Source organism: Streptomyces sp. NPDC021622, assembly GCF_040640795.1.
Taxonomy (GTDB): Bacteria; Actinomycetota; Actinomycetes; order Streptomycetales; family Streptomycetaceae; genus Streptomyces.
The window spans coordinates 54,863-75,081 of sequence record NZ_JBFACK010000023.1 but is presented as its reverse complement, the minus strand read 5'-3'; the positions used below and the strand labels follow the sequence as shown (position 1 = coordinate 75,081).

The 20,219-nt window shown below is 69.6% G+C and carries 20 protein-coding genes, 1 pseudogene and 1 riboswitch; of the genes and pseudogenes, 18 read left to right on the top strand and 3 right to left on the bottom strand.

The features are described 5' to 3' along the window. Positions 1-37: 37 nt before the first annotated feature. The 8 genes from AB0G47_RS35735 (at position 38) to AB0G47_RS35700 (ending at position 8,176) form a co-directional block, all read left to right on the top strand. Complete coding sequence (locus AB0G47_RS35735) at positions 38-1,150, top strand: ABC transporter substrate-binding protein (protein WP_360778587.1); 1,113 nt, start codon at positions 38-40, stop codon at positions 1,148-1,150. Positions 1,151-1,224: 74 nt separating this feature from the next. Continuing rightward, positions 1,225-2,142 carry a pentapeptide repeat-containing protein gene (locus AB0G47_RS35730; protein WP_360778584.1) on the top strand — a complete coding sequence of 306 codons (918 nt, stop codon included), beginning with the start codon at positions 1,225-1,227 and terminating at the stop codon, positions 2,140-2,142. A 97-nt stretch (positions 2,143-2,239) separates the two neighbouring features. Continuing rightward, positions 2,240-2,842, top strand: a complete 603-nt coding sequence (locus tag AB0G47_RS35725) for a HutD family protein (RefSeq protein WP_360778581.1) — start codon at positions 2,240-2,242, stop codon at positions 2,840-2,842. Between the two features lie 233 nt (positions 2,843-3,075). Then, a complete protein-coding gene (abc-f, locus tag AB0G47_RS35720; RefSeq protein WP_360778578.1) occupies positions 3,076-4,842 on the top strand; it encodes a ribosomal protection-like ABC-F family protein in 1,767 nt (588 codons plus the stop codon). A 12-nt stretch (positions 4,843-4,854) separates the two neighbouring features. Then, positions 4,855-6,117 (top strand): glycosyltransferase, encoded by a 1,263-nt coding sequence (locus tag AB0G47_RS35715; RefSeq protein WP_360778575.1) that lies wholly within the window; start codon positions 4,855-4,857, stop codon positions 6,115-6,117. Between the two features lie 229 nt (positions 6,118-6,346). Next, complete coding sequence (locus AB0G47_RS35710; RefSeq protein WP_360778572.1) at positions 6,347-6,655, top strand: hypothetical protein; 309 nt, start codon at positions 6,347-6,349, stop codon at positions 6,653-6,655. A gap of 243 nt (positions 6,656-6,898) precedes the next feature. Next, positions 6,899-7,048 carry a hypothetical protein gene (locus AB0G47_RS35705; RefSeq protein WP_360778569.1) on the top strand — a complete coding sequence of 50 codons (150 nt, stop codon included), beginning with the start codon at positions 6,899-6,901 and terminating at the stop codon, positions 7,046-7,048. Positions 7,049-7,183: 135 nt separating this feature from the next. Further along, complete coding sequence (locus AB0G47_RS35700; RefSeq protein WP_360778566.1) at positions 7,184-8,176, top strand: DUF3500 domain-containing protein; 993 nt, start codon at positions 7,184-7,186, stop codon at positions 8,174-8,176. Positions 8,177-8,284: 108 nt separating this feature from the next. On the opposite strand, the gene AB0G47_RS35695 is transcribed toward AB0G47_RS35700, so the two are convergent. After that, positions 8,285-9,037, bottom strand: coding sequence for a LysM peptidoglycan-binding domain-containing protein (locus AB0G47_RS35695; RefSeq protein ID WP_360778562.1), 753 nt, complete (start codon positions 9,035-9,037; stop codon positions 8,285-8,287). Between the two features lie 4 nt (positions 9,038-9,041). Next, positions 9,042-9,236: riboswitch (cyclic di-AMP (ydaO/yuaA leader) on the bottom strand. A gap of 1,619 nt (positions 9,237-10,855) precedes the next feature. Here AB0G47_RS35695 and AB0G47_RS35690 point away from each other — a divergent pair. Both AB0G47_RS35690 and AB0G47_RS35685 read left to right on the top strand, forming a co-directional pair. Beyond that, entirely contained in the window at positions 10,856-11,356 is a 501-nt protein-coding gene (locus AB0G47_RS35690) for a S8 family serine peptidase (protein ID WP_360778559.1), read from the top strand. Between the two features lie 76 nt (positions 11,357-11,432). Further along, positions 11,433-11,585, top strand: a complete 153-nt coding sequence (locus AB0G47_RS35685) for a hypothetical protein (protein ID WP_360778556.1) — start codon at positions 11,433-11,435, stop codon at positions 11,583-11,585. On the opposite strand, the gene AB0G47_RS35680 is transcribed toward AB0G47_RS35685, so the two are convergent. Further along, entirely contained in the window at positions 11,565-12,842 is a 1,278-nt protein-coding gene (locus AB0G47_RS35680; RefSeq protein WP_360778553.1) for an MFS transporter, read from the bottom strand. The two genes, AB0G47_RS35685 and AB0G47_RS35680, sit on opposite strands and share 21 nt — an antisense overlap. Before the next feature lie 146 nt (positions 12,843-12,988). Between AB0G47_RS35680 and AB0G47_RS35675 the strand changes: the two genes are divergently transcribed. From AB0G47_RS35675 to AB0G47_RS35640, 8 genes and pseudogenes are all read left to right on the top strand, one after another. Beyond that, on the top strand, positions 12,989-13,555 hold the full coding sequence (locus tag AB0G47_RS35675; protein ID WP_360778550.1) for a hypothetical protein: 567 nt from the start codon (positions 12,989-12,991) through the stop codon (positions 13,553-13,555). A 168-nt stretch (positions 13,556-13,723) separates the two neighbouring features. After that, on the top strand, positions 13,724-14,413 hold the full coding sequence (locus tag AB0G47_RS35670; protein WP_360778547.1) for a DUF4232 domain-containing protein: 690 nt from the start codon (positions 13,724-13,726) through the stop codon (positions 14,411-14,413). Between the two features lie 168 nt (positions 14,414-14,581). Next, a complete protein-coding gene (locus tag AB0G47_RS35665; protein WP_360778543.1) occupies positions 14,582-15,406 on the top strand; it encodes a PP2C family protein-serine/threonine phosphatase in 825 nt (274 codons plus the stop codon). 124 nt (positions 15,407-15,530) lie between these two features. After that, the gene (locus tag AB0G47_RS35660) at positions 15,531-16,571 is read left to right on the top strand and encodes an MASE1 domain-containing protein (protein WP_360778540.1); all 1,041 of its coding nucleotides are present in this window, start codon (positions 15,531-15,533) and stop codon (positions 16,569-16,571) included. Positions 16,572-16,875: 304 nt separating this feature from the next. Beyond that, positions 16,876-17,160 (top strand): helix-turn-helix domain-containing protein, encoded by a 285-nt coding sequence (locus AB0G47_RS35655; RefSeq protein ID WP_360778537.1) that lies wholly within the window; start codon positions 16,876-16,878, stop codon positions 17,158-17,160. Further along, on the top strand, positions 17,157-18,719 hold the full coding sequence (locus AB0G47_RS35650; RefSeq protein WP_360778535.1) for a helix-turn-helix transcriptional regulator: 1,563 nt from the start codon (positions 17,157-17,159) through the stop codon (positions 18,717-18,719). The genes AB0G47_RS35655 and AB0G47_RS35650 overlap by 4 nt, the downstream gene beginning before the upstream one ends. Next, positions 18,685-19,146, top strand: a pseudogene (locus tag AB0G47_RS35645) (hypothetical protein); the annotation flags it as partial. The gene AB0G47_RS35650 and the pseudogene AB0G47_RS35645, both read left to right, overlap by 35 nt. A gap of 201 nt (positions 19,147-19,347) precedes the next feature. Next, positions 19,348-19,887: a class I SAM-dependent methyltransferase gene (locus AB0G47_RS35640; protein ID WP_360778532.1), complete on the top strand. Its 540-nt coding sequence runs from the start codon at positions 19,348-19,350 to the stop codon at positions 19,885-19,887. Here AB0G47_RS35640 and AB0G47_RS35635 read toward each other — a convergent pair whose 3' ends face one another. Then, positions 19,888-20,169, bottom strand: a complete 282-nt coding sequence (locus AB0G47_RS35635) for a UTRA domain-containing protein (protein ID WP_360778530.1) — start codon at positions 20,167-20,169, stop codon at positions 19,888-19,890. Positions 20,170-20,219: the final 50 nt, after the last annotated feature.

Below are 20,219 nucleotides of genomic sequence, written 5' to 3'. Positions count from 1 at the left end.
GACGGCAACCGCATCGTCACATCAGGGAGACAGACGCATGAGCACGCCACCATCGCCACCGGCAGCGGAGCGGACCGACGGATCAACCGTCCAGATAGGCGCTCTCGTTCCGCTGACCCGGCCTGGCTGGGCCGAGGCGGGCCAACACCTGCTCGCTGGACTCGAGTTGGCCGTACGCGATGTCAATGAAGCCGGAGGGATCCTCGGAAATCCAGTCGAGCTGGTGGTCCGGGACACGGCAGCTGATCCGGAGAGGGCCGCGGCGGCCGTTGACGAATTGGCTCGCCTGGGCGTGGCCGCCTTGGCGGGGGAATATCACAGCGTCGTCGCCCGCGCCGCTGCCGCCAGGGCCGATGCCCTCGGCCTGCCGTTCCTCTGCTCGTCAGCGGTGCTCGACGCGCTCACCGACGAGCCGACGGAATGGGTGGCGCGCCTCGCCCCGCCACAGTCCCGCGGCTGGCAGATCTACGCGGACTTCCTCCTCAGCACCGGCCACAGCCGTATCGCGGTAGCAACGCAGCCGAGCGTCTACTGGGCAACTGGGACCCGCATCCTGCGGGACCACCTCGCTCCACGCGGCGGCACCGTGACCGAACTCGACATGAGCGCGCTCGACCCGACGGCCCTGTGCGACGAACTCGTCGCTCATCGCGCGACAGCCCTTCTCCTCCTGGTCGGCCACCCGGAGCCGGCAGTGCCGATCGTCAGGTCCGTCCGCCGCGACCAGCGCCTCGCCGAGATCATGATCGGTGCTCCGGCCGGGCAACCGGAGTTCGCCGAATGGGCGACCCTGCTGGGCGACGACGGCGCCGCGATCCCGTTCCTGCGCTACCTGCCAGAGAGCCTCACCCCACTCGGCGTACGAGTCGAGAAGGCCATCCGCGAACAGCTTGCCGAAGCACCCTCCTTCGTCGCCTTCGAGGGCTACGACACGATCGCCGTCCTCGCGGACGTACTGCGTACTCATGGCGTGGACCGGGCGCGTACCGCGGAGTCCTGGCCGCACGTCGCAGTCGAAGGCACCCGCGGCCAGATCCAGTTCTCGCGCACGCCAGGCATCAGCGTGTGGCAATGGGATCGGCCGCCCATCCAAGTCGTTGACCGAGATCCGGCGGAACCCGATCGCTTTCGGATCCTTCACGCGGGCTGAGAGTCTCGCGTGGCGCACCGGACGTTCGCGAGGGCCGAACTCCCGCCGGGCGATGAGGTTCGTATATTCGGGGAGTGACGGATACAGGAGAGGCCTCGCCCATACCGGCCGGCGCTGCAGGGCGGCACGTGCGCGTGCCGCCGGTCAACGCCACGGCAGCTGAGGTCCTTGCCCAGTGGGCGGCAGCCGACGCCGATGTCACCCTGGACGCCACGCATCTGGACCTTTCAGAGGCCGACCTGTCCGGCGCCGACTTGTGCAGCGCGTTGTTGTGCCCGTCGACCGCCCGCGGCATCCTGCTGCGGAAAGCGGATCTTTACCGGGCGAACCTCGGCTGGTCGGACCTCACCGGCGCGGTGCTGACCGGGGCCTGCCTGGTCAAGGCCGAGCTGACCGAGACCGTGCTGCGCGATGCCGACCTGACGGGAGCCGACCTCGGCAGCGCGGACCTGTACGCGGTCGATGCCCGCGGAGCACGGCTCAGGGAAGCGCGCCTCGACGGCGCCTCGCTGCTCGGCGCCACTCGGCTGGAAGGCGCCGACCTGACCGGAGCCGGCGTGGCTCGCACGAGTTTCCAGGTCATCCTCGACGAACGCACCGAGCTCCAGGGATTGCACGGCAGCATCTTCGGGCCCGCCTTCGTCGCCGAACACGATGACCGGCGCGAACTGGCCGGTCTGGAACTCGAGTTGTGGCTCGCTGATCGAGGCGCGACGGTGGAGGTCCTCAACTCGCCCGCAGACACCACGACGTACTACGCGCGCATCTGTGAGGAGTTCCCGCGCGGCAATCCGGCAGGCATCGTGCGCCGCCGTCAGGCCGGAACCACCGTCCGCGACGACGCCTTCACCCGAAACCTGCGCTGGGAACCGACGGAGTACCTGCGCCGCTACGCACTGGGCCACAACGACGACGACCACGTCGAGATCACACCGGCAGAAGCCGATGCCTTCGTTCACCGCATCACCCGACAGCACAGGGCAGAGGACTGAACCGGCGACGGGTGAGGCACCCCGCCCTCCGCCCCTGGTCGGCACGTAGGCTGGCCCCGGACTCGGTGATCACGTGCCTGGAGGGAGGCGGCGTCGGATGGGCGGAGATGTTCTGCGCTGGAGCGAATACCGCAGCATGCCGTGGAAGAACGGCGGTGGTACGACCCGGGAGGTCGCGTCGGGTGCCGTGCAGACGCCCCTGAGCTCGGCGGAGCCCGCGGACGGCTTCGACTGGCGGGTGAGCATCGCGGACGTGGATGCGGGAGGCCCCTTCTCTTCCTTTCCCGGGATCGACCGCGTGATCACCCTGGTCGAGGGCGAAGGCATGGTGCTGACCGTGGACGGGACCCCGCAATCGGTCGGGCCGCTCAGCCCCTTCGCCTTTTCCGGCGACGCGGTGACGGACTGTCGCCTTGAGGCGGGCGCGGTGCGCGACATGAATGTGATGACGCGCAGGGGCCGGGCTACGGCACGGGTGCGGATGGTCACCGTCGCCGCCGCACAGGAAGCGGAGCTGGCGTGCGCCGAGGGCGAGACCCTGCTCGTCATGACCGCAACCGAGGGGATCGCCGTCGGCGGACCGGACGGGCGGGAGACCGCGCTCGGCCGTCTCGACTGCGTACGCCACGAGGGCCCGGGGGCGCTGACTCTACGGGGCGACGGCTCGGTGGCCGAGATCAGGATCACCGCGGCGCGCTGACGGTTGGAGCCCGGGTGCCGCGCGATTCCTGGGCCGGTCCGTCGCCGACTCGGGCGGCTGCCGCACCCCGACCCGGTGCGGATCACGGATCCAGCGGCTCCCACGAGTGGTGACGAGACGAAACGTCTTGTATAGTTCGGGCATGGCTTTCTTCTACTTTCTCTGAGTCCGGGCACGGCCGACGCCGCCGTTTCTGCTGCCCGTAGACCCTTCGCATTCCCAGGGAAAGTCACATGCGCGAACGCGCCCATACCGCTGTGCCCGCTGCCGTGGCACAGCTGTCCGTCAAAGACGTCACCAAGTCCTACGGCACCCGGATCGTCCTCGACCAGCTCAATTTCACCGTCCGCCCGGGCGAGAAGGCCGCCGTCATCGGCGAGAACGGCTCCGGAAAGTCCACCCTGCTGCGGCTCCTCGCCGCGGCCGAGGTGCCGGACGCCGGGGAGATCACCGTCAGTTTCTCCGGAGGCATCGGCCACCTCGCCCAGACCCTCGATCTCGCCCCCCACTGCACCGTGCAGGACGCCGTCGATCTCGCGCTGGCCGAACTGCGCGACATGGAGCGGCAGTTGCGCACGGCCGAAGAGCACCTCGGCGAGGCATCACAAGAGGAACTCACCGCGTACGGCGACCTCCTGACCGCGTACGAGGAACGCGGCGGCTACGAGGCGGACGCCCGCGTGGACGCCGCCCTGCACGGGCTCGGGCTCGCCGGGATCACCCGCGAGCGCGTGCTCGGTTCGCTCTCCGGCGGCGAGCAGTCGCGGCTCGCGCTCGCCTGCGTGCTGGCCGCAGCCCCGGAACTGCTGCTCCTGGACGAGCCGACGAACCACCTCGACGCGGCGGCCGTGCACTGGCTCGAGGAGCACCTGCGCGCGCACCGCGGCACCGTCGTCGCGGTCACCCACGACCGCGGCTTCCTGGAGCGCACCGCCACCACGATCCTCGAGGTCGACCGGGACGCCCGCACGGTGCACCGGTACGGCGACGGCTGGGCCGGCTACCGCACCGCGAAGGCCGCCGCCCGACGCCGTGCGGAACAGGAATACGCCACCTGGCTCGAGGAGGTGGCCCGTGTGGAGGACCTGCTCGAGGCCGCCGGGAAGCGGCTGGCCACCACCGGCAAGGACCCACAGCAGGGCTTCGGCAAGCACCGCCGCTCGCATGAGGCAAAGCTCGGCGGGCAGGTGCGCTCCGTCCGGGAGCGGCTGGCCCAGCTGCGGCGCAACCCGGTGGCGGCACCACCCGAACCGCTGCGGTTCACGGCGGCGCTGACGGCGGCGGGCGCCACGCATTCCGGGAAGGACCCTTCCCAAAGCACTCGTCTTCGCTCAAGCGGCAGCGGACAAGCACAACCCATCGCCGAGCTCGACGGCGTAAGCGTCGGCGAGCGACTGCATCTGGACGGGCTCCTTACGATCGCGCCCGGGCAACGGCTGCTGGTCACGGGCGAGAACGGGGCAGGCAAGACGACGCTGCTGCGCGTCCTGGCGGGCGACCTCCAGCCGGACACGGGGGCGGTGCGCCGACCGGCACGCATCGGGTATCTGGCGCAGGAGCTGCCCGCGCGCTCCACGCGGCTTCCTCTGCTCGCCGCCTACGCCGCCGGGCATCCCGGGCTGCCTGAGGAGTACGCCGACCAGCTCCTGGCGCTGGGGCTGTTCCGTGAGCAGGATCTGGACGTCCCGGTCGCGCTGCTGTCCGCGGGGCAGCAGCGGCGCCTGCAGATCGCGAGGCTGGCGACCCGGCCCGCGGACCTTCTCGTACTCGACGAGCCGACGAACCACATCGCGCTCGACCTGGTCGAGGACCTGGAGGCGGCGCTCGCGGCGTACCCAGGGGCGGTGGTCACGGTCTCGCACGACCGCGACTTCCGCGAGCGCTTCCCGGGGGAGCGGCTGGAGCTGCGCCGTGGCCGCAGATGCCGACCCTCGCCCGCGAGCGCTCCTCGCACCGTGCCGCCGCCCGGTGGCTCCAGGCGCAGCCGCACAGCAATCTGACATCCTGCCACCATGCGCGTACTGATCGTGACAGCAGGGAGCTGGGGCGATGTGGCCCCCTATACGGGACTTGGCGTGCGGCTGCGCTCCGTGGGGCACGAGGTGACCCTGGCCACCCATGAGCGGTTCGAACAGGCGGTGACCGCCCACGGACTCGGCTTCCGGGCCCTGCCCGTCGATCCGCGCCAGGAGCTGGCCTCGCAGGTCGGGCAGGGGTTGGCCAGAGCGGTCAGCCCGCCCGTCGCCATGGCCCGAGTGGCGCGTATGGCACGGGCGTTCATGCCCCGGCTGACCCGTGGCGTCGCAGACGCCGTACGGCAAGGCGCCGACGTCGTGCTGAGTTCCACGGTCACCGACCCCATGTGCGCGGCGCTCGGCGAGGCGTTGGGGCTGCCGAGCATCGGGGTCTACCTCCAGCCGGTCCAGCCCACAGGCGCCTTTCCGCCGATGCTCACCGGCGGCCGCTCGTTCGGATCGCACGGCAACCGCCTTGCCGCCTACGCCCTGTGGGCCGGCACTGACCACATCTTCGCCCCCGCCGTCGGCGCCCTGCGCCGCGAACTGGGGCTGCCGCGCCGGAGGTTCGGCGGCATGCTGGGCCTGCCGCGCGGGCGCAGTGTCCTGCACGGCTTCAGCCCGCGGATCGTCCCCCGCCCGACGGACTGGCCCCGAGGACACGAGGTCTGCGGCTACTGGTGGCCCCAACCTCCACCCGGCTGGGAGCCCGACCAGCGGCTGCTGGACTTCCTCGACGCGGGCCCGCCACCGGTCTTCGCCGGCTTCGGCAGCTTCGTCACCGCCGATGCCGAACGGCTGAGCACCCTGCTCGCCGACGCCATGCGCCGCGCGAGAGTACGCGGCATCATCCAGGCCGGCTGGAGCGGCCTGCACGCCGAGAACGACGACCTGATCACTGTCCAGGAAGTGCCCCACGCCTGGCTTTTCCCCCGGACCGCTGCCGTCATCCACCACGCGGGCGCCGGCACCACCGCGGCCGGGCTGCGCGCAGGAGTCCCCTCCGTCCCCGTCCCGGTCCAGCTGGACCAGCACTTCTGGGCGGCCCGCCTCCACACCCTGGGCGTCTCACCGCGCCCGCTGCGCTACCAGCACCTGACGGCACAACGCCTCTCCTCAGCGCTGACCTCGGCGGTCAAGAGCCCCGCCCTGCGCGCGCGTGCCCGGGACATCGCCGCCGCCCTCTCCCGCGAAGACGGCACACGCCAAGTCCTTACGGCCATCGAGCGGCTCGCCCCTTCCGGCAACGGCATTCCTTGACGACGGTAGCCGCAACTCCCCCAATCCCTGGCGCTATTGGGCCTCCAACCATTGCGGTACGGCCCTACCGCAATCGTTTACGGCGAATGTCAAACCTGGACGTGACGCCAGTGGTCTGTGTATTCCGTAGTTTCGGTGGCGACCAGTTCTGTACGTGTGGACGGGAAACAGCGAGCACGGACGGAACGGAAAGCACGGAACAGAAATGGGGGATACGAGAATGCTGACAATGAAGCACAAGACAATGATCGGCTCGGCCGCTGTCGTGATGGCAGGTGCTCTGGGCGCGACTTCGGCAGTGGCGGCTCCCGCACAGGCCGCCGCGGGCGGTACCGCGCCCGCGTGTATCGAGCGCAGTTACGTGAACAACGCCGACGGCGGAATGCAGGCCTGGCCGTACAACAACTGCGGCAAGACCATGCGGATCAGGATCATCGTCCACAACTGGCGTGACACCTCCTGCCAGTCCATCCCGAACAAGCACAGTGCGTTCTTCCAGACGCTGGGTGGACGGTACGACCGGACCGCGGTCTGCTGAGACACCGTCAGGAGATGATCGACGGCTGAACACGGGAGCGCGGGCCCGGCCACCATGAGGCGGCCGGGCCCCGCTGTCTCAGGCGGCCGGTAGCGTCGGCGTCCATGAACCGCGTTGAACTGACCGATGACGTAGAGGACTTCGGCCGCCCGGCCGCTCTCGTGGAGGAGACGGGCGAGCATGTGCCCCTCACCGAGGACGGTACGCCGGTGAGCGTGCTGCTCCCGGCAGCTGAGCAGGCGCATGACGTTCACCCGGCACCGCGTGGTGGTGGCCGAATTGCGCGATGCTGCGTGGCTTGACTGGCTGGAGGAGCAGGCGCTGCACGCACGCCAGGGGTGCATGAGCCCGAAGCAGGCGGCGGCGTTCGCCGAGTTCCTCGCCCGCCAGTAGTACGCCGGTGGCGTGGTGCGCGGTGGATCGAGTTCCGGTGTTGCGTCGCTGCTGGATGGCGCACCATGGGCCGCAGGGGGCGACGCTGCCCCGCGGGTGCGCCGGATCGGGCACCGAGGGGGAGGAGGAGACACGGTGGACGGGCATCGACCAGAGACGGCGGCGACGGCGATGACGACGGCGTTGGCGGCGGAGATGAGAGAGACGGTGCGGGCATTGCTGTCCGTGCTGGACCCGGAGCAGGTGCGCGAGCTGCGCGCGGGGCCGGCCCGGCTGGACGCGCCCGAGCTGCGGGAGTGGACGTATCTGCCGGGCGCGCGCCCTGGGCTGCCCACCGAGGGTCTTGGCGACCGGCAGCGCGAGGCCGTCGATGCGCTCCTCGCCACGGCGCACAGCGCGGCGGGAGCGGCGCTGGCGCGCGGGGCGATCGAGGTGGAACGGCACCGCCGAGCCATGGTCGGCGCCACGGGTGACGACCGCTACTGGCTGCGGCTCCTGGGTGACCCGGAAGGCGACGGACCCTGGGGCTGGCGGTTGAACGGCCACCATCTCGCCGTGCACGTATTGATCACGGCGGCAGGGATGCGGGTGACGCCACACTTCGTCGGCGCGGAGCCGGCGCGCATCACGCACGGTCCGCAGGCCGGCCGCAGGCTGCTGGGGCCGGAGGAGGATCTGGCCCGGGAGCTGGTCACGGACCTGGACGTCGGCCGACGGGCAATGGCGGTCTTCGCCGGCGCGCCTCCGGACGACATCTTGACCCGCGCCGACCCCTTCGCCGATCCAGACCTGCTGCCGACCGGCCTCCCGTACGGCGACATGACGCCCGGTCAGCGGCGGCTGCTTCAGCGTCTGGTGCGCCGCTACCTAGACCGCGCGCCCACGGCGTACGCGCAGGAGTGCTGGTCCGACGCCGTGGCGCGTGGACTGGACGCCCTCGCGTTCGCCTGGGCCGGTGGCCGCGCACCGGGGGACCGGCACTATTACTGCGTTCGGGCCCCGGACTTCCTCATCGAGTACGACAACACCCAGGACGGCGGCAACCACGCCCACTCGGTCTGGCGGCACGTCCGCCACGACTGGGGCGCCGACCTTCTCCGCGCGCACTACACGGAACAGCACCGGTGACTGAGCACTCGGTGCGGCCTGGGACAGGCGCCTGGTCCGGCCGCGGACAGGCCTGAGCCCCGGGCACATGGTGCGCCGGGGCTCACAGCGGACGAGACGGGGTGCGGTCTAGTACGGGCCGTTCACGTTGTCGATCGAGCCGTACCGGTTGGCCGCGTAATTGCAGGCGGCGGTGATGTTGGCGACGGGGTCGTAGCTGTCCATCGACGTGCCGGGCACGTGGTAGGCCTCGAACGTGGGGGCGATGACCTGCAGGAGCCCCTTGGACGGGGTTCCGGCGACAGCGTTGGAGTCCCAGTTGTTGATGGCCAGCGGGTTGCCGGAGGACTCGCGCATGATGTTGCGGTGGATGCCCTCGTAGGTGCCGGGGATGCCCTGCTCGGCCATGATGTCGAGCGATTCCTTGATCCAGCCGTCGAGGTCGTTGGTGTACGACTTCTTCGCCGGGGCAGCGGCGGGCTCGGCGGACGTGCTCTTGCGCTCGGAGCGGTCCGCCCGCTCGTCGGACGCCCTGGAGTCGGCCGACTCCTCGGCGGAGGCCTTCTTGCCGAGGGTGAGCTTGAGGCCGGGGTGGATCAGCCGCGGGTCGTCGCCGAGGGCGCTGCGGTTGTCCTTGTACAGCTGCTTCCAGCCGCCGCTCAGGGAGTGCTCTCGGGCGATCTTGGAGAGGGAGTCGCCCGCGACGACGACGTAGGTCTTCGGGGCGGCGGCGGGCTTGGCGGGCGGGGCGGCCTGAGCCGCGCCTGCGGAGGTCGCGCCGAGCACCGGGAGTACGAGCACGGCCCCGCCCGTGCCTGCGGCGGCGATGCCCCGGCTGAGCGGGCTGGACTTGGGACGGCGGTGCTTGCCCTTTGCAGGCATGACGAATTCCTCTCCGTCGCCTACGAGGTGAGCTGTCGGGTTCGGACGGGAGATGTCCGGTCGCACTGGGAATGCGACTTCACCCCGAGCCGATCCGGAATGCGGATCGACGGCTTACCTGGGTCCCCCGCTCCTGCCGTGCGTTTGTGAGTGGGTGGAAGAGTTCCCGGATGGCGGCAGGATTCGGCGTTCCATCCGGATTGACGGTGACGTTAGGCGAGAAAGCCCGGACGGAACAAGACACGAATTCGCAGAGGGAATGCCTGAGGTCCGCTCTTGGCGACCAGAATGCCCGGCCCCCTTTGATCGAAAAGCCCAACTTTCTTTGCGCAGAACGGAAGTGCGCTCGGCGACTCTCGGAACCCGCGGCCGCCGGTGTGACTCATTTCACCGAATTAGGCGCAGGTCGATTTGCTGCTCGGCGGCGTATCGGAGCATGCCATTTCGTGTGACTGTCCCGCAATGGCGACAGAATTTCATTCACGCCATAAACAAAGTTAAATGAGCAACTATAGTTGCAAATCTGGACATACTGCGGAGGTTGCTTGTGCCGCCAAAACGGGCATTTCGCCTGTAATGCCCTCGCGTGCACCGCCGCAGCCCTGGACACGGCACCGGATATATCCGGCAGGAGGGGGAGGGCAGGCCTGTGGCCGACGCCGCCGAAGTCATCGTCCAACCCCGTGTCCAACCCCGTACGCCGCCGCCTCCCGCGACGGCAGCCACCGCGGATGTCCTGGACGTCCGGAACCTTCTGGAGCGGCGATTCGGCGTATGTGAAACCACCGGCGGACCTTCCGTAACGCGGTGAAGGAGTCAGCTGTGCCACAGCGATCAGGTGTGGGAACAGCCGGGGGAACAACCGCCCGGCTCCAGGACCAGGACCACTCTTCGGACGCCCTGAGCTGGTGTGCATCGCGCGCGCCGACGCCGGGGGACGCATCACCCCGACCGGCGCGACCGCCGCCGCGGACATCTCCGTGAGCGGTCTCGACGCCGTGGCGGCCTTGGCGGACGTCACCATCAGTCCGCTGTTTCGGCGCGGACCAGGAGAGGCTGCGCGCCCAGGCGGGCGCCCCTCGGAAGGCACCGGTGCCGACGACGCCACCCTGGAGACCTCGACCGGATGGGACTCTTCTTCCATGTCGACGCTCCCGCCGACCAGTTGGACGCGCTGGCCGAGCGGCTCCGCGCGTCGGACGCCGTGGAGGGCGCCTACGTCAAGCCCGCGGCCGCCCTCGCCGTCCCCGAGGTCGTACCGAAGAAGGAGAGCGAGGAGACCGAACTCCCGCCGCTCAACGACATGCAGCCGACGGGCGCCGACGCACCGCCCGTCTCCCCGGACTTCAACGCCCGACAGGGCTGTCTCGACGCGGCTCCGGGCGGCGTCGACGCCCGCTACGCGTGGACCCTGCACGGCGGGCGCGGCGCCGGCGTCCGCGTGATGGACTGCGAGTGGGGCTGGCGCTTCACCCATGAGGACCTTCGCCTGAACCAGGGCGGCATCGTCTCCGGCACCGGCAGCACGGACACCGATCACAGCACCGCGGTGCTCGGCGAAATCGGCGGCGACGTCGACGCGTTCGGGAGCACCGGGATCGCGCCGGACACGGTCACCAGCGCGTCCGCCTTCTCCATCCCCACGGCCACGGCGATCCGGAACCCCGCCGACCGCCTCGGCCCCGGCGACATCATCCTGCTGGAGATCCACCGCGCCGGTCCGCACGCGACAGGCGTCGGCCAGGTCGGTACATCGCCGTCGAGTGGTGGCCGGACGACTACCTGGCCATCCGATACGCCGTCAACAAGGGCATCACCGTGGTCGAGGCCGCGGGCAACGGCGCGGAGAACCTGGACCACGCCGACTACGACACCCCGCGGGCGGGCTTCCCCTCATGGTGGCGCAACCCCTTCCGGCGCACCGCGCTGGATGCCGGCGCCGTGATCGTCGGTGCCGGGGCGCCGCCGCCCGGCACCCACGGCCGCCGGCACGGCCCGGACCGGTCCCGCCTCGACTTCTCCAACTACGGCGCCTGCGTGGACGCACAGGGCTGGGGACGCGAGGTGACCACCACCGGCTACGGCGACCTCCAGGCGGGCGACAACCAGGACTTCTGGTACACGGACCGGTTCAGCGGTACGTCCAGTGCCTCGCCGATCGTCGTGGGCGCGCTGGCGAGCGCCCAGGGCGTCCTGCGGGCGAACGGCCGTATCCCGCTGTCGCCCTCGCGGGCCCGGCAGCTGCTGCGCTCCACCGGCTCACCGCAGCGGGACGCGCGGTCGAGCGGGCCACGGCCACGACGGTCACGTACTGGCTGACGGTGAAGAACGTCGGCAGCACCCGATGAACTTCGAAGGCCGGTACGCGGTTCTCAACTAGGCGAGGAGAACGGCCATGAAGGTGCACATCACGGTCGCGGAGGACGCGGGCGCGGCCCCGGCGGCCGGGCCCGAGCGGCAGCAGCCGACTTCTTCACCACCACCGAACAAGCGCAATCGCGGGGCCGGCTCCGGGCTGAGCGAGCGGCTATACGTGCGCCTCGTCTGATTCTCCGCTGGGTGCCGCAGTTGCGGGACCCCGTCGGGACCGGGTTCGCGTGCCCCAGCGTTCAAGCGATGGTCCAACGGCGCCCACAGCGGCGAAGAACGCACCGAGAAGCAGCCAGCCGATGGTGCCCATTCCGAGCACGACGGTGGTGAGGATGGCAGGGGCGAGCGCCTGGCCCGCGCTGAAGCCAAGCCCGAGAAGCCCTTGATACTGGCCTTGGGCATGGTCTGGTGCCAGGCCGAAGCCAAGGGCGAAGCCGGCCGAGGACTCCCATATCTCCCCGAGGCTGTGGACGAAGATCGCTGCGACCACGAGGCCGGCGGCCGCCCACACGGGAGCGTGCGCGGCCAGGGCCATCATCGGACAGCTGAGCAGGAAGAGCAGTCCTGCCGTGCGGAATGCCTTGCCGCCATCGCGAGGGGTTTCGATGCGGGATCCGATTCTGGTCTGCAGGAGGACGCAGACTGCGGAATTGATCGCGGCTACCGCGGCCACGGTCCAGCGCGGTGCGTCCGTGTGCTCCGAGATCCAAATCGGCAGAAGCAGCGACACCACCGGGTACTGCAGCCCCATCGCACCATAGAGGGCTGCGAAGGTCACGAACGGACGGTCGGTGAGAGCGATCCAGCGGCGCTGCTGCAACGGCGGCGCCAATGCCCGGTAGTTGGGGAGCAAGAACAGGAGCAGGGCGCACAGCGCAAAGCTGGCCGCGTTGCCGAGAATCAGTACGAGATAGGCAGTACGCGTATTCGCTGCCACCGCAAATCCAGCACCCACGGTCCCCAGAACGACGCCCAAATTGACGTAAGTTCGGAGCTTTGCCCTGAACAGCGCCGGGCGGTCAGTACCGACCCGGACCACAAGGGCTCCCCAGGCCGCGCCGCCGGCGGCTGCGGCAAGTTGGTCAATGGTGGCGATGACCGTGAGGGCGGCCCAACTCTCGACCAGCACGAGAGCGGACATGGCCACTGCTTGAACCAACAGAGCGACCATCATGATCGTGCGCGGCCCACGTCGATCGGCCAGGTGACCTCCCGGTATCCCCGCGAGCAGCCCGATCAAGCCGGCGACGGTGAGGGCGACACCCACCTGCACCGCCGGCAGATCCACGACCAGCGTGAAGTAGAGGGCCGACGCACTGTTGAAGAGCCCATTGCCGACTCGATTCACGAAGCTGGCCAGGATTAGTACACGCTCCGACCTGCTGCCCCCCGCTATGCGCCGCGCTATTCGGCCGGGCGATCTCCCCTTGATCATGGCCGCAGGCTAACAGCGGCCGCACACACCGTCATTGGCGCGAAGTTGAACCGATTGCTGTCCTGTCTGAACCGAACTCGGGAACCGTTTCCCCAGATCTTGCGTGACGTCTTTGACGTGTTGTCGGCTGGTGATGAGGGGATCGAATGAGAGCGCGGACGATGGCGAGCGTGGCGGTGTCGGCCTGTGTGGTGCTGGTGGCGTGCGCGTGCGGTCCTGACAAAGCGAAGGAGGACACGGACGCGAAGTCTTCGCAGCCGTCCGCGTCCACGTCCACACCGACCGAAGAGCAGTCGGCCACGCCGTCCGCGTCCGCTCGGACCGAGAAGCCGTCCGCAGAGCCGACCGGCGACCAGCCCGCGCCCAGGACGAAGGCGGGCGCGATCAAGCGGTACGAGCAGTACCTCCACGCGCTGGGCCGTGAGGACATCGACACGGTCTGCGAAGTGGCCCGGCCCGCCGCGAAGAAGGCAGAGGACCAAGGGCTTGGCCCGTGCACGTCGACGTACGCCACCGTGTTCCAGATGATCTCGCCCGCGCAGAAGAAGGCCCTGAAGACGGCGACGGTCGACCCGCAGCGCGTCGCCGTGCGCACGCCCGTCAAGATCGAGATGCCGGTCGAATCGGTCAGGGCTTCCGTCACCTTCTCCGAGAGCGACCTCGGCAGTTACACCCTGGAGTACCTCAAGAACGATTGGTACATCACCGAGTGAACCCGACGCACCGTAGGCGTAGCCGCCCGATCGGCTCCGCCTTATGTGCCTGCTCACGCGCCCGTTAGGCGGATGTTAGTGGGGTGGGAGCTCGGCGTTAGTGACCCCGATCAGAGTGGGTGTTGTTCCCAGGAGCGAACAACACCCACTACCTACGGGGGATCTGCCATGCGTTCCAACACCACTGTCCGCGCTACTCGTCGCCGCACCCTGCGCGTTGCCGCCGCGGCCCTGGGCGTGGCCGCGGGTCTCTCCCTCACGGCCTGCAACGGCGATGACGTCACGGGGCAGGGCGACCCGTCGTCGGCGTCCAGTGCGTCTTCCTCAAGCGGCGGTTCGGGCTCGGGCGGCTCGGATCAGGGCGGCGGGCAGGACTCCGCCGGGAGTTCCGGCGGGCAGGGCACGGCCGCCGGGACCGGCTCCGACGAGAACGGCAGGATCGGCAAGTGCCGCACCGACGAGCTGGACATCACGGCGATGGACAGCACCATCGGCGGCGACACCGAGGGCACCGTCGCAGTGACTCTGGAGAACGGCGGCGGCCGGGACTGCGCGCTGTCCGGGTTCGCGGGTGTCGACCTGAAGACCAGTGAGGGGGCGCTGTCCGCGCAGCGCAGTGGTCAGCCGGCCGAGCGGATGATCCTCAAGGACGGGGAATCGGTGTCCTTCGGCATCAACTACCCGATGAACGACTCGGGCGGTTCCGGTGTCGGCGTCACGGGTCTTGTGGTGACCCCGCCGGGCGAGACGAAGTCGGTCTCCCTGGAGTGGCCGGGCGCAGAGACGTTGCCCGTCACCGACGGCGCCGGCTCCCCGGTGAAGGTCGGCCCGATCGGAAGCGCCGGCCAGGGCGGCTGACCCCCACGACCATCGCGATCCTCGGGGCTGATCTCCTGCTGCCCGACGGCGACAGGGTGCGACCGCCGTCATCTCCGGGCAGAGTTGACCGCGAGGTCATGCCAATGACGCACATGGTGAAAGACAGCTGGACCGACGCGAGGTGCTCTCGCGGAACCGGGGCGAACAATGTTCCGTACGCAGGCGGCCGAAGACGGTGACGAGCTGCTCGCCAGGCTCGCGGCGTTGACCTCCCGGGCCCGGGAACTCGCGGAGATGCAGCGCTCCCGGGTCGAGCTGGCAGTGGCCCTGCAGCGCGGCATGCTGCCGCACGACCTTCCGCACCCTCCCGGCGTCCGGCTGGCCGTGGGCTACATGCCCGCCAATCACGGCCTCAACGTCGGGGGAGACTGGTATGACGCCTTCACCATGCCCGACGGCCGTATCGGCCTGTCCATCGGAGACGTGCAGGGGCACAACATCAAGGCCGCCGCGTTCATGGGGCAGGTCCGGGTGGGCCTGCGTGCGCTGGCCTCGGTCACGGGAGACCCTGGGGAACTGCTCGCGCGTACCAACGATCTCCTGGTTTCCCTGGGCGAGGATCTCTTCGCCACATGTAGCTTTCTCCGGCTCGATCCGGCCACCGGCGTCCTGGAGTGCGCTCGGGCCGGCCACATTCCCCACATCTGGGCCACGGCCGACGGCCGGTCCGGTGTCGACGAAGGAGAATGCGGTCCCCCGCTCGGCGTACTCGAAGGCGCCGAGTACCCCGTGGTGTGCCACCGGCTCACCACGGGTGGCGTCGTCGTGCTGCTGACCGACGGAGTGGTCGAGGGCCCGACACTGAGCCTCGACGAAGGCCTGCACCGGGTGATGCGGCTCGCCGAGATCACTGCCGCTGCCGGACTGGGCATCAACGCTCTCGCGGGCGGTGTGATGCGGCTGGCGGACACGGTGGGCCATGAGGACGATGCCGCCGTCCTCATCATCGGCCACGACGACAGCGACCTGTAGACGTGCTCATCGCGCACCAGAGCAGAGGAGACAGGCGGGGGGATGACCGACCCCTGAAGAGGGCGGACGCGCCCGGACACCGACACGGGCGCTCGCATGGCCGAAATGGTCGGCTCGGTGTCTGATGGCTGCTGTGTTGCTGACCCGGCGGTTCCGGCTGTCCTTGGAGGTAGTCCTCAAGACAGCGGCCGTTGCCGCCTGCTATTACGTAGCCGGGCGGCTGGGCCTGCTCGGTCGACTCACTGTCGAAGGAGTGATCGTCACCCCCATTTGGCCGCCCACCGGCGTAGCCGTCGCCGCCCTGCTTGTCTACGGCGTGTCGGTCTGGCCCGGGATCGCCATCGGGTCCTTCCTCGTCATCGCGTCCCTCACCACCCCTCAGCCCACGACCCTCGTCACCGTGGCGGGTAACACCCTCGCCCCGCTCTGCGCCTATCTGATGCTGCGCGGGGTCGGATTCCGGGTCGGAATCTCACGTCTGCGGGACGGTCTTGCCCTGGTCTTCCTCGGCGGGCTCGTCGCCATGCTGATCAGCGCCACGGCGGGAGTCGGGCTGCAGGTGGTGACCGGTGGACTGGGGACGGGGCAGTTCTGGTTTGTCTGGCTGGCGTGGTGGGTGGGCGACGCGATGGGCGTCCTGCTCGTCACTCCGCTCCTGCTCGTGCTGGCGGGAGCCGCTGGACCACTGCAACTGCGGCGCTGGAAGGAGATGCTGTGCCTCGCCCTCACGGCCCTGATCGTCATACCTCTGGCTGTGCTCGGCAATTTGAGCCTGCTTTTCCTCGTCTTTCCGCTGCTCATCTGGGCGGCGTTGCGCTTCCAGCTGGCCGGGAGCATGGTGTGCGCGCTGTTCGCGTCCGTGCTCACCACCTTCGAGGCGAATACGCAGCAAGGCGCCTTCCTCCACTTGTCGGCCATCGAGGTCATGACCAAACTTCAGGCATTCAACGGTGCCGCTGCGCTGACGGCGCTCTTGCTGTCCGCCATGGCCGCCGAACAGCGCGCCACCCGCCGATCGGTAGAGAGTGCCTGTAAGGAACTCGCTGAGGTACTGGAGCACCTCGCCGCGGGAGAAACACCGCCCGAACAGTCCGCCAGGCACGCCACCGGCCTCCATACCGACGACACGGCGCCGGGGACGGAGCGCTATCGGGACGTGCGTTGACCGCGCTGACAACTCAGGCAGACGCGGCTCGCGCAGCCCGGCCGCATCCACCCCGATGCCCACATCAATCATCTGGAAGTACGCACCTGGCGCCCCCGCTGATCCCGTCCGCGAGCCATAGTCGCGCTCGACACCCTCTCGATGGACCACACGATCTCGCCCGGTAGGCCCCGGGATGCCGGGATGCCCCGATGCCGGGGGAGTGCGGAGGCGTCGGGATGGGGGCGAGGCACTGTTTGCATATGTGATGCGAGGTCAGGGTTTTGATGCGTTTTATGCATGGCGGTGGGGTAGGGTGGCCACCATGGTTGTGGGGCTGGAGGAGTCGTTGCGCCTTTCGGTGGCGGCGTTGATGCAGGCGACGGGGCAGTCGCAGCGCGTGGTCGCGGGGGTGTTGGGGCTGACGCAGGCGCAGGTTTCGCGTCGTCAGTCGGGCGCCAGCTCGTGGACTTTGCGTGATGTCGATGCCCTGGCCGGCTTCTACGGTATCGACGTACTGGATCTGTTGGCGGGTCCGACCAGGGCGTGCGAGGCACTGATGGCCCGCCAAGATCGCCGTGCCGGCACGGGGAAGGGGGCGGCGCGGTGAGTGGCGTCGGTGATTTCGATGCGATCGATTCGCTGCTCGCGGCGGTCGGTCCGGAAGCCGGGCTCCCGGCTCCGGCGAGGCGGCAGGAGCTGCGCGAGCTGGCACGGCTGTCGAAGGCGCAGGTGGCGCGTGCGCTGGGGGTGAGCCCGTCGACGGTTGCCGGGTGGGAGTCCGGCCGGGATCCGGTCGGTGAGATCCGTACCAAGTACGCGTATCTGCTGGACGGACTGAGCGCCAAACTCGCCACCGAGGCCGAGCCGGGGAGCGGGCAGTCCGCTGCTGAACAGCAGTCTCCGGTCCCGGCAGCTGATGTTCCTTCGCCGGGGTGCGACCAGCACGCCGACGAGGTGGAGGTCCTCGGGGTGGGGGAGCCGTGTGTGCTGTGCGGGGCTCCGGCCCGGCACCGGGTGGCGGGTTTCGTCCAGCACCTGGATCCCTCTGACTGCCGACCGGCCACAGCGGGGGCCCCTGCGGCCGAGCCCACCGCCGTCGAGCGGCCGGTGCAGCCGGCCTCCGAGCCGACGTCGAGCACGCCACGCACCCCCGCACCCGGTGTGAAGGTGGTGCCTGTGGGGCGTCGCGTGCAGGCGGCATCGGACATGCCGGACCTCATCGGTGAGGCTGTCGCAGCGGCGCTCGCCGAGCACGCGGGCGATGTGGAGGCAGCGACCGCGGCGCTGGTCAAGCGGGCGATCCCGGACGCGATGGCGCTGCTGGACGAGACCCGCAAGGGCGGCCGCTACGACATCGTCGCCCACCCGTGGCTGCCCGACGTGCTGCGCAAGCAGTCGGCCCGCGGAGCGGACCAGGTCTGGGAGGCCCGCCCGAAATGGACCCGCCCCGAACTGCCGCCCGGCGCCCACGCGGTGACCGCGCTGGACATCAACGGGGCCTACCTCTCCGCGCTGAAGACGCACCTGCCGCTCGGCCAGCTGGAGCACAGCACGGGCTTCGCCCATGACCGCCGCCGTGCGGGCATCCACCTGATCACCCCGCCTCACTGGGCGCACAACGACGTACTGCCCAACCCCATCGGCAACCGCGACGAACCCGGCCCACTGTGGGTGACCGAGCCGACCCTGCGCCTCCTGCTGCGCCTCTCGTCGCCGAAATACGGTCTGTGCGACCCCCCTGAGATCCACGAGTCCTACACCTCGGGCGCCACCGAAGGCTTGCTGGAGAAGTTCCGCATCGCCCTCAAGGACGCCCGCGACACGGCGATCGCCGAGGGCGATGAGGTGACCTTGGAGTACGTGAAGGCGATGTACTCCAAGTTCGTCTCGACCCTCGGTGAATCGAACTACAACCGCGAGATCTACCGCACGGACTGGATGCACCTCATCCGCTCCCAGGCGTTTGCGAACCTGTGGATGAAGGCCTTCAAGGCGCACGAGGAGGGCCTGATGGTGGTGCGGGCGATGGGCACCGACGAACTGCACGTGGCCGGCGACTGGCAGAGGGTCTTCCCCGAGGGACGTGCGGTTACCGAAGTGAAGGTCAAGGACCACTACACCGTCAGCACCGCTGCCCGGGCGGACGCACCGGTCGACGAGGACTGAGACGGGGAAGGAGAGCGAAGTTCCTGAGCGCACACACGACTTCGGCAAGCTCGGTGCCCGCGGTATCAAGGGACACGAGGCCGTCGCCCGCCAGCTCGACGACCTCGCCGACGGCGTCGCCACGCCCGTCGCTGCCAAGCGTGGCCTCATCGCCCGCCTGCGCTACCTCACCCAGACCGACCACGCCCGTGCCGCCGCACGGGCAGCGGGATTGACGGTCACCGACCGTACGATCAAGGCCTGGCTCGACGGAAAGCGCAGCCCGTCGAAGAAGAACCTCGAGAAGGTCGACGCGGCTTACCGTACGGGGCGCCGCCAGAACGTCGCCCGCTACCTGTTGGGACGCCTCAACGCCCGCGGCCGCGGCAGCCGCGTCGAGCTGCACCCCCTCAACCAGCCCCAGGTCGCACGGCCTCACCAGAGGGTCCAACGTCGGCTTCGCCGCCTGATATCCGCGGCGGCGAAGCACCGGGCTCTCATCAGCTTGCCCGTGCGGCCGACTATGGAGGGAACAGCGTGAGCAACCCGAACACTTCGGCTTCTGGCTCGGACCTGTGGAAGGGCTACGGCCAGGACAAGGCCGACGGCCAGCAGACGCTGGGGCGGTTCCGCTGGGACTGGTATCAGCGTGCGGAGTACGGAGCAGGCCGCGTACGTCGCCCGGGAACTCGCACCGGCCCGCGTCACGGCCATCGACAGCTCACCGACACAGCACGCCCGTGCCCTTGAGCGTCATGGCCACCTGCCGAACCTGGAGCTGGTCCAGGCCGACGCCGCGGCCCATCTGCACGAGCGGCCGACGACGTTCGACGTGTGCTTCTCCCTCTTCGGCGCGCTCGACTTCACGGACCCGCACGTCCTTCTGCCAGCCATCGCCGAAGCGTTGACGCCAGAGGGAGTACTGGTGTTCTCCACGCTGGCCCACTACCACAGCGGCCACGCCCCAGAACCGGAAGTGCGACCCGCGCAGATCCCGGCACGGACCGTGGACGGCACTCGGACCACCATGGACCGGTGGGTCCTTGAGGCGAGGCTGTGGGAGCAGCTCCTGGCCGCATCCGGCTTCATGGCCATAGATACCTTCACCGTGCGCGATCCGGGAAGCGACGAAGAGCGGCCCGTGGCGACGAACATCTTCCGCGCGGCACGCCGCCCTGCAAGCCTGTGATCATCTGCCGGGCTTGAGGCCACGGGTGAGCTCGTAGGCCTCGGCGGACCAACGCCAGTCGGTGAGTTCAAGGACCGTGCCGGCGCCGTCGATGACCGTGCGGATGACCCGCTGCAGGCAGACGCCGCGGGGCAGGGCGAGAACCTCTCGCTCGGCCGCGGTGCACGGGCGCGCCGTGATGGTCTCCACCCTCCGGAGCGGGCCGTGCGCGGCTCCCTCGAGAACGCCCCGGATGTCGGCGAGAGAGACCTCGGGGTCCTCGAGCAGGGTGCCGCGGGCCACCGGGGCTGGCTGAGTGGCGTGGGCTCGGGGTGGGGGAGTTCACGGACGAT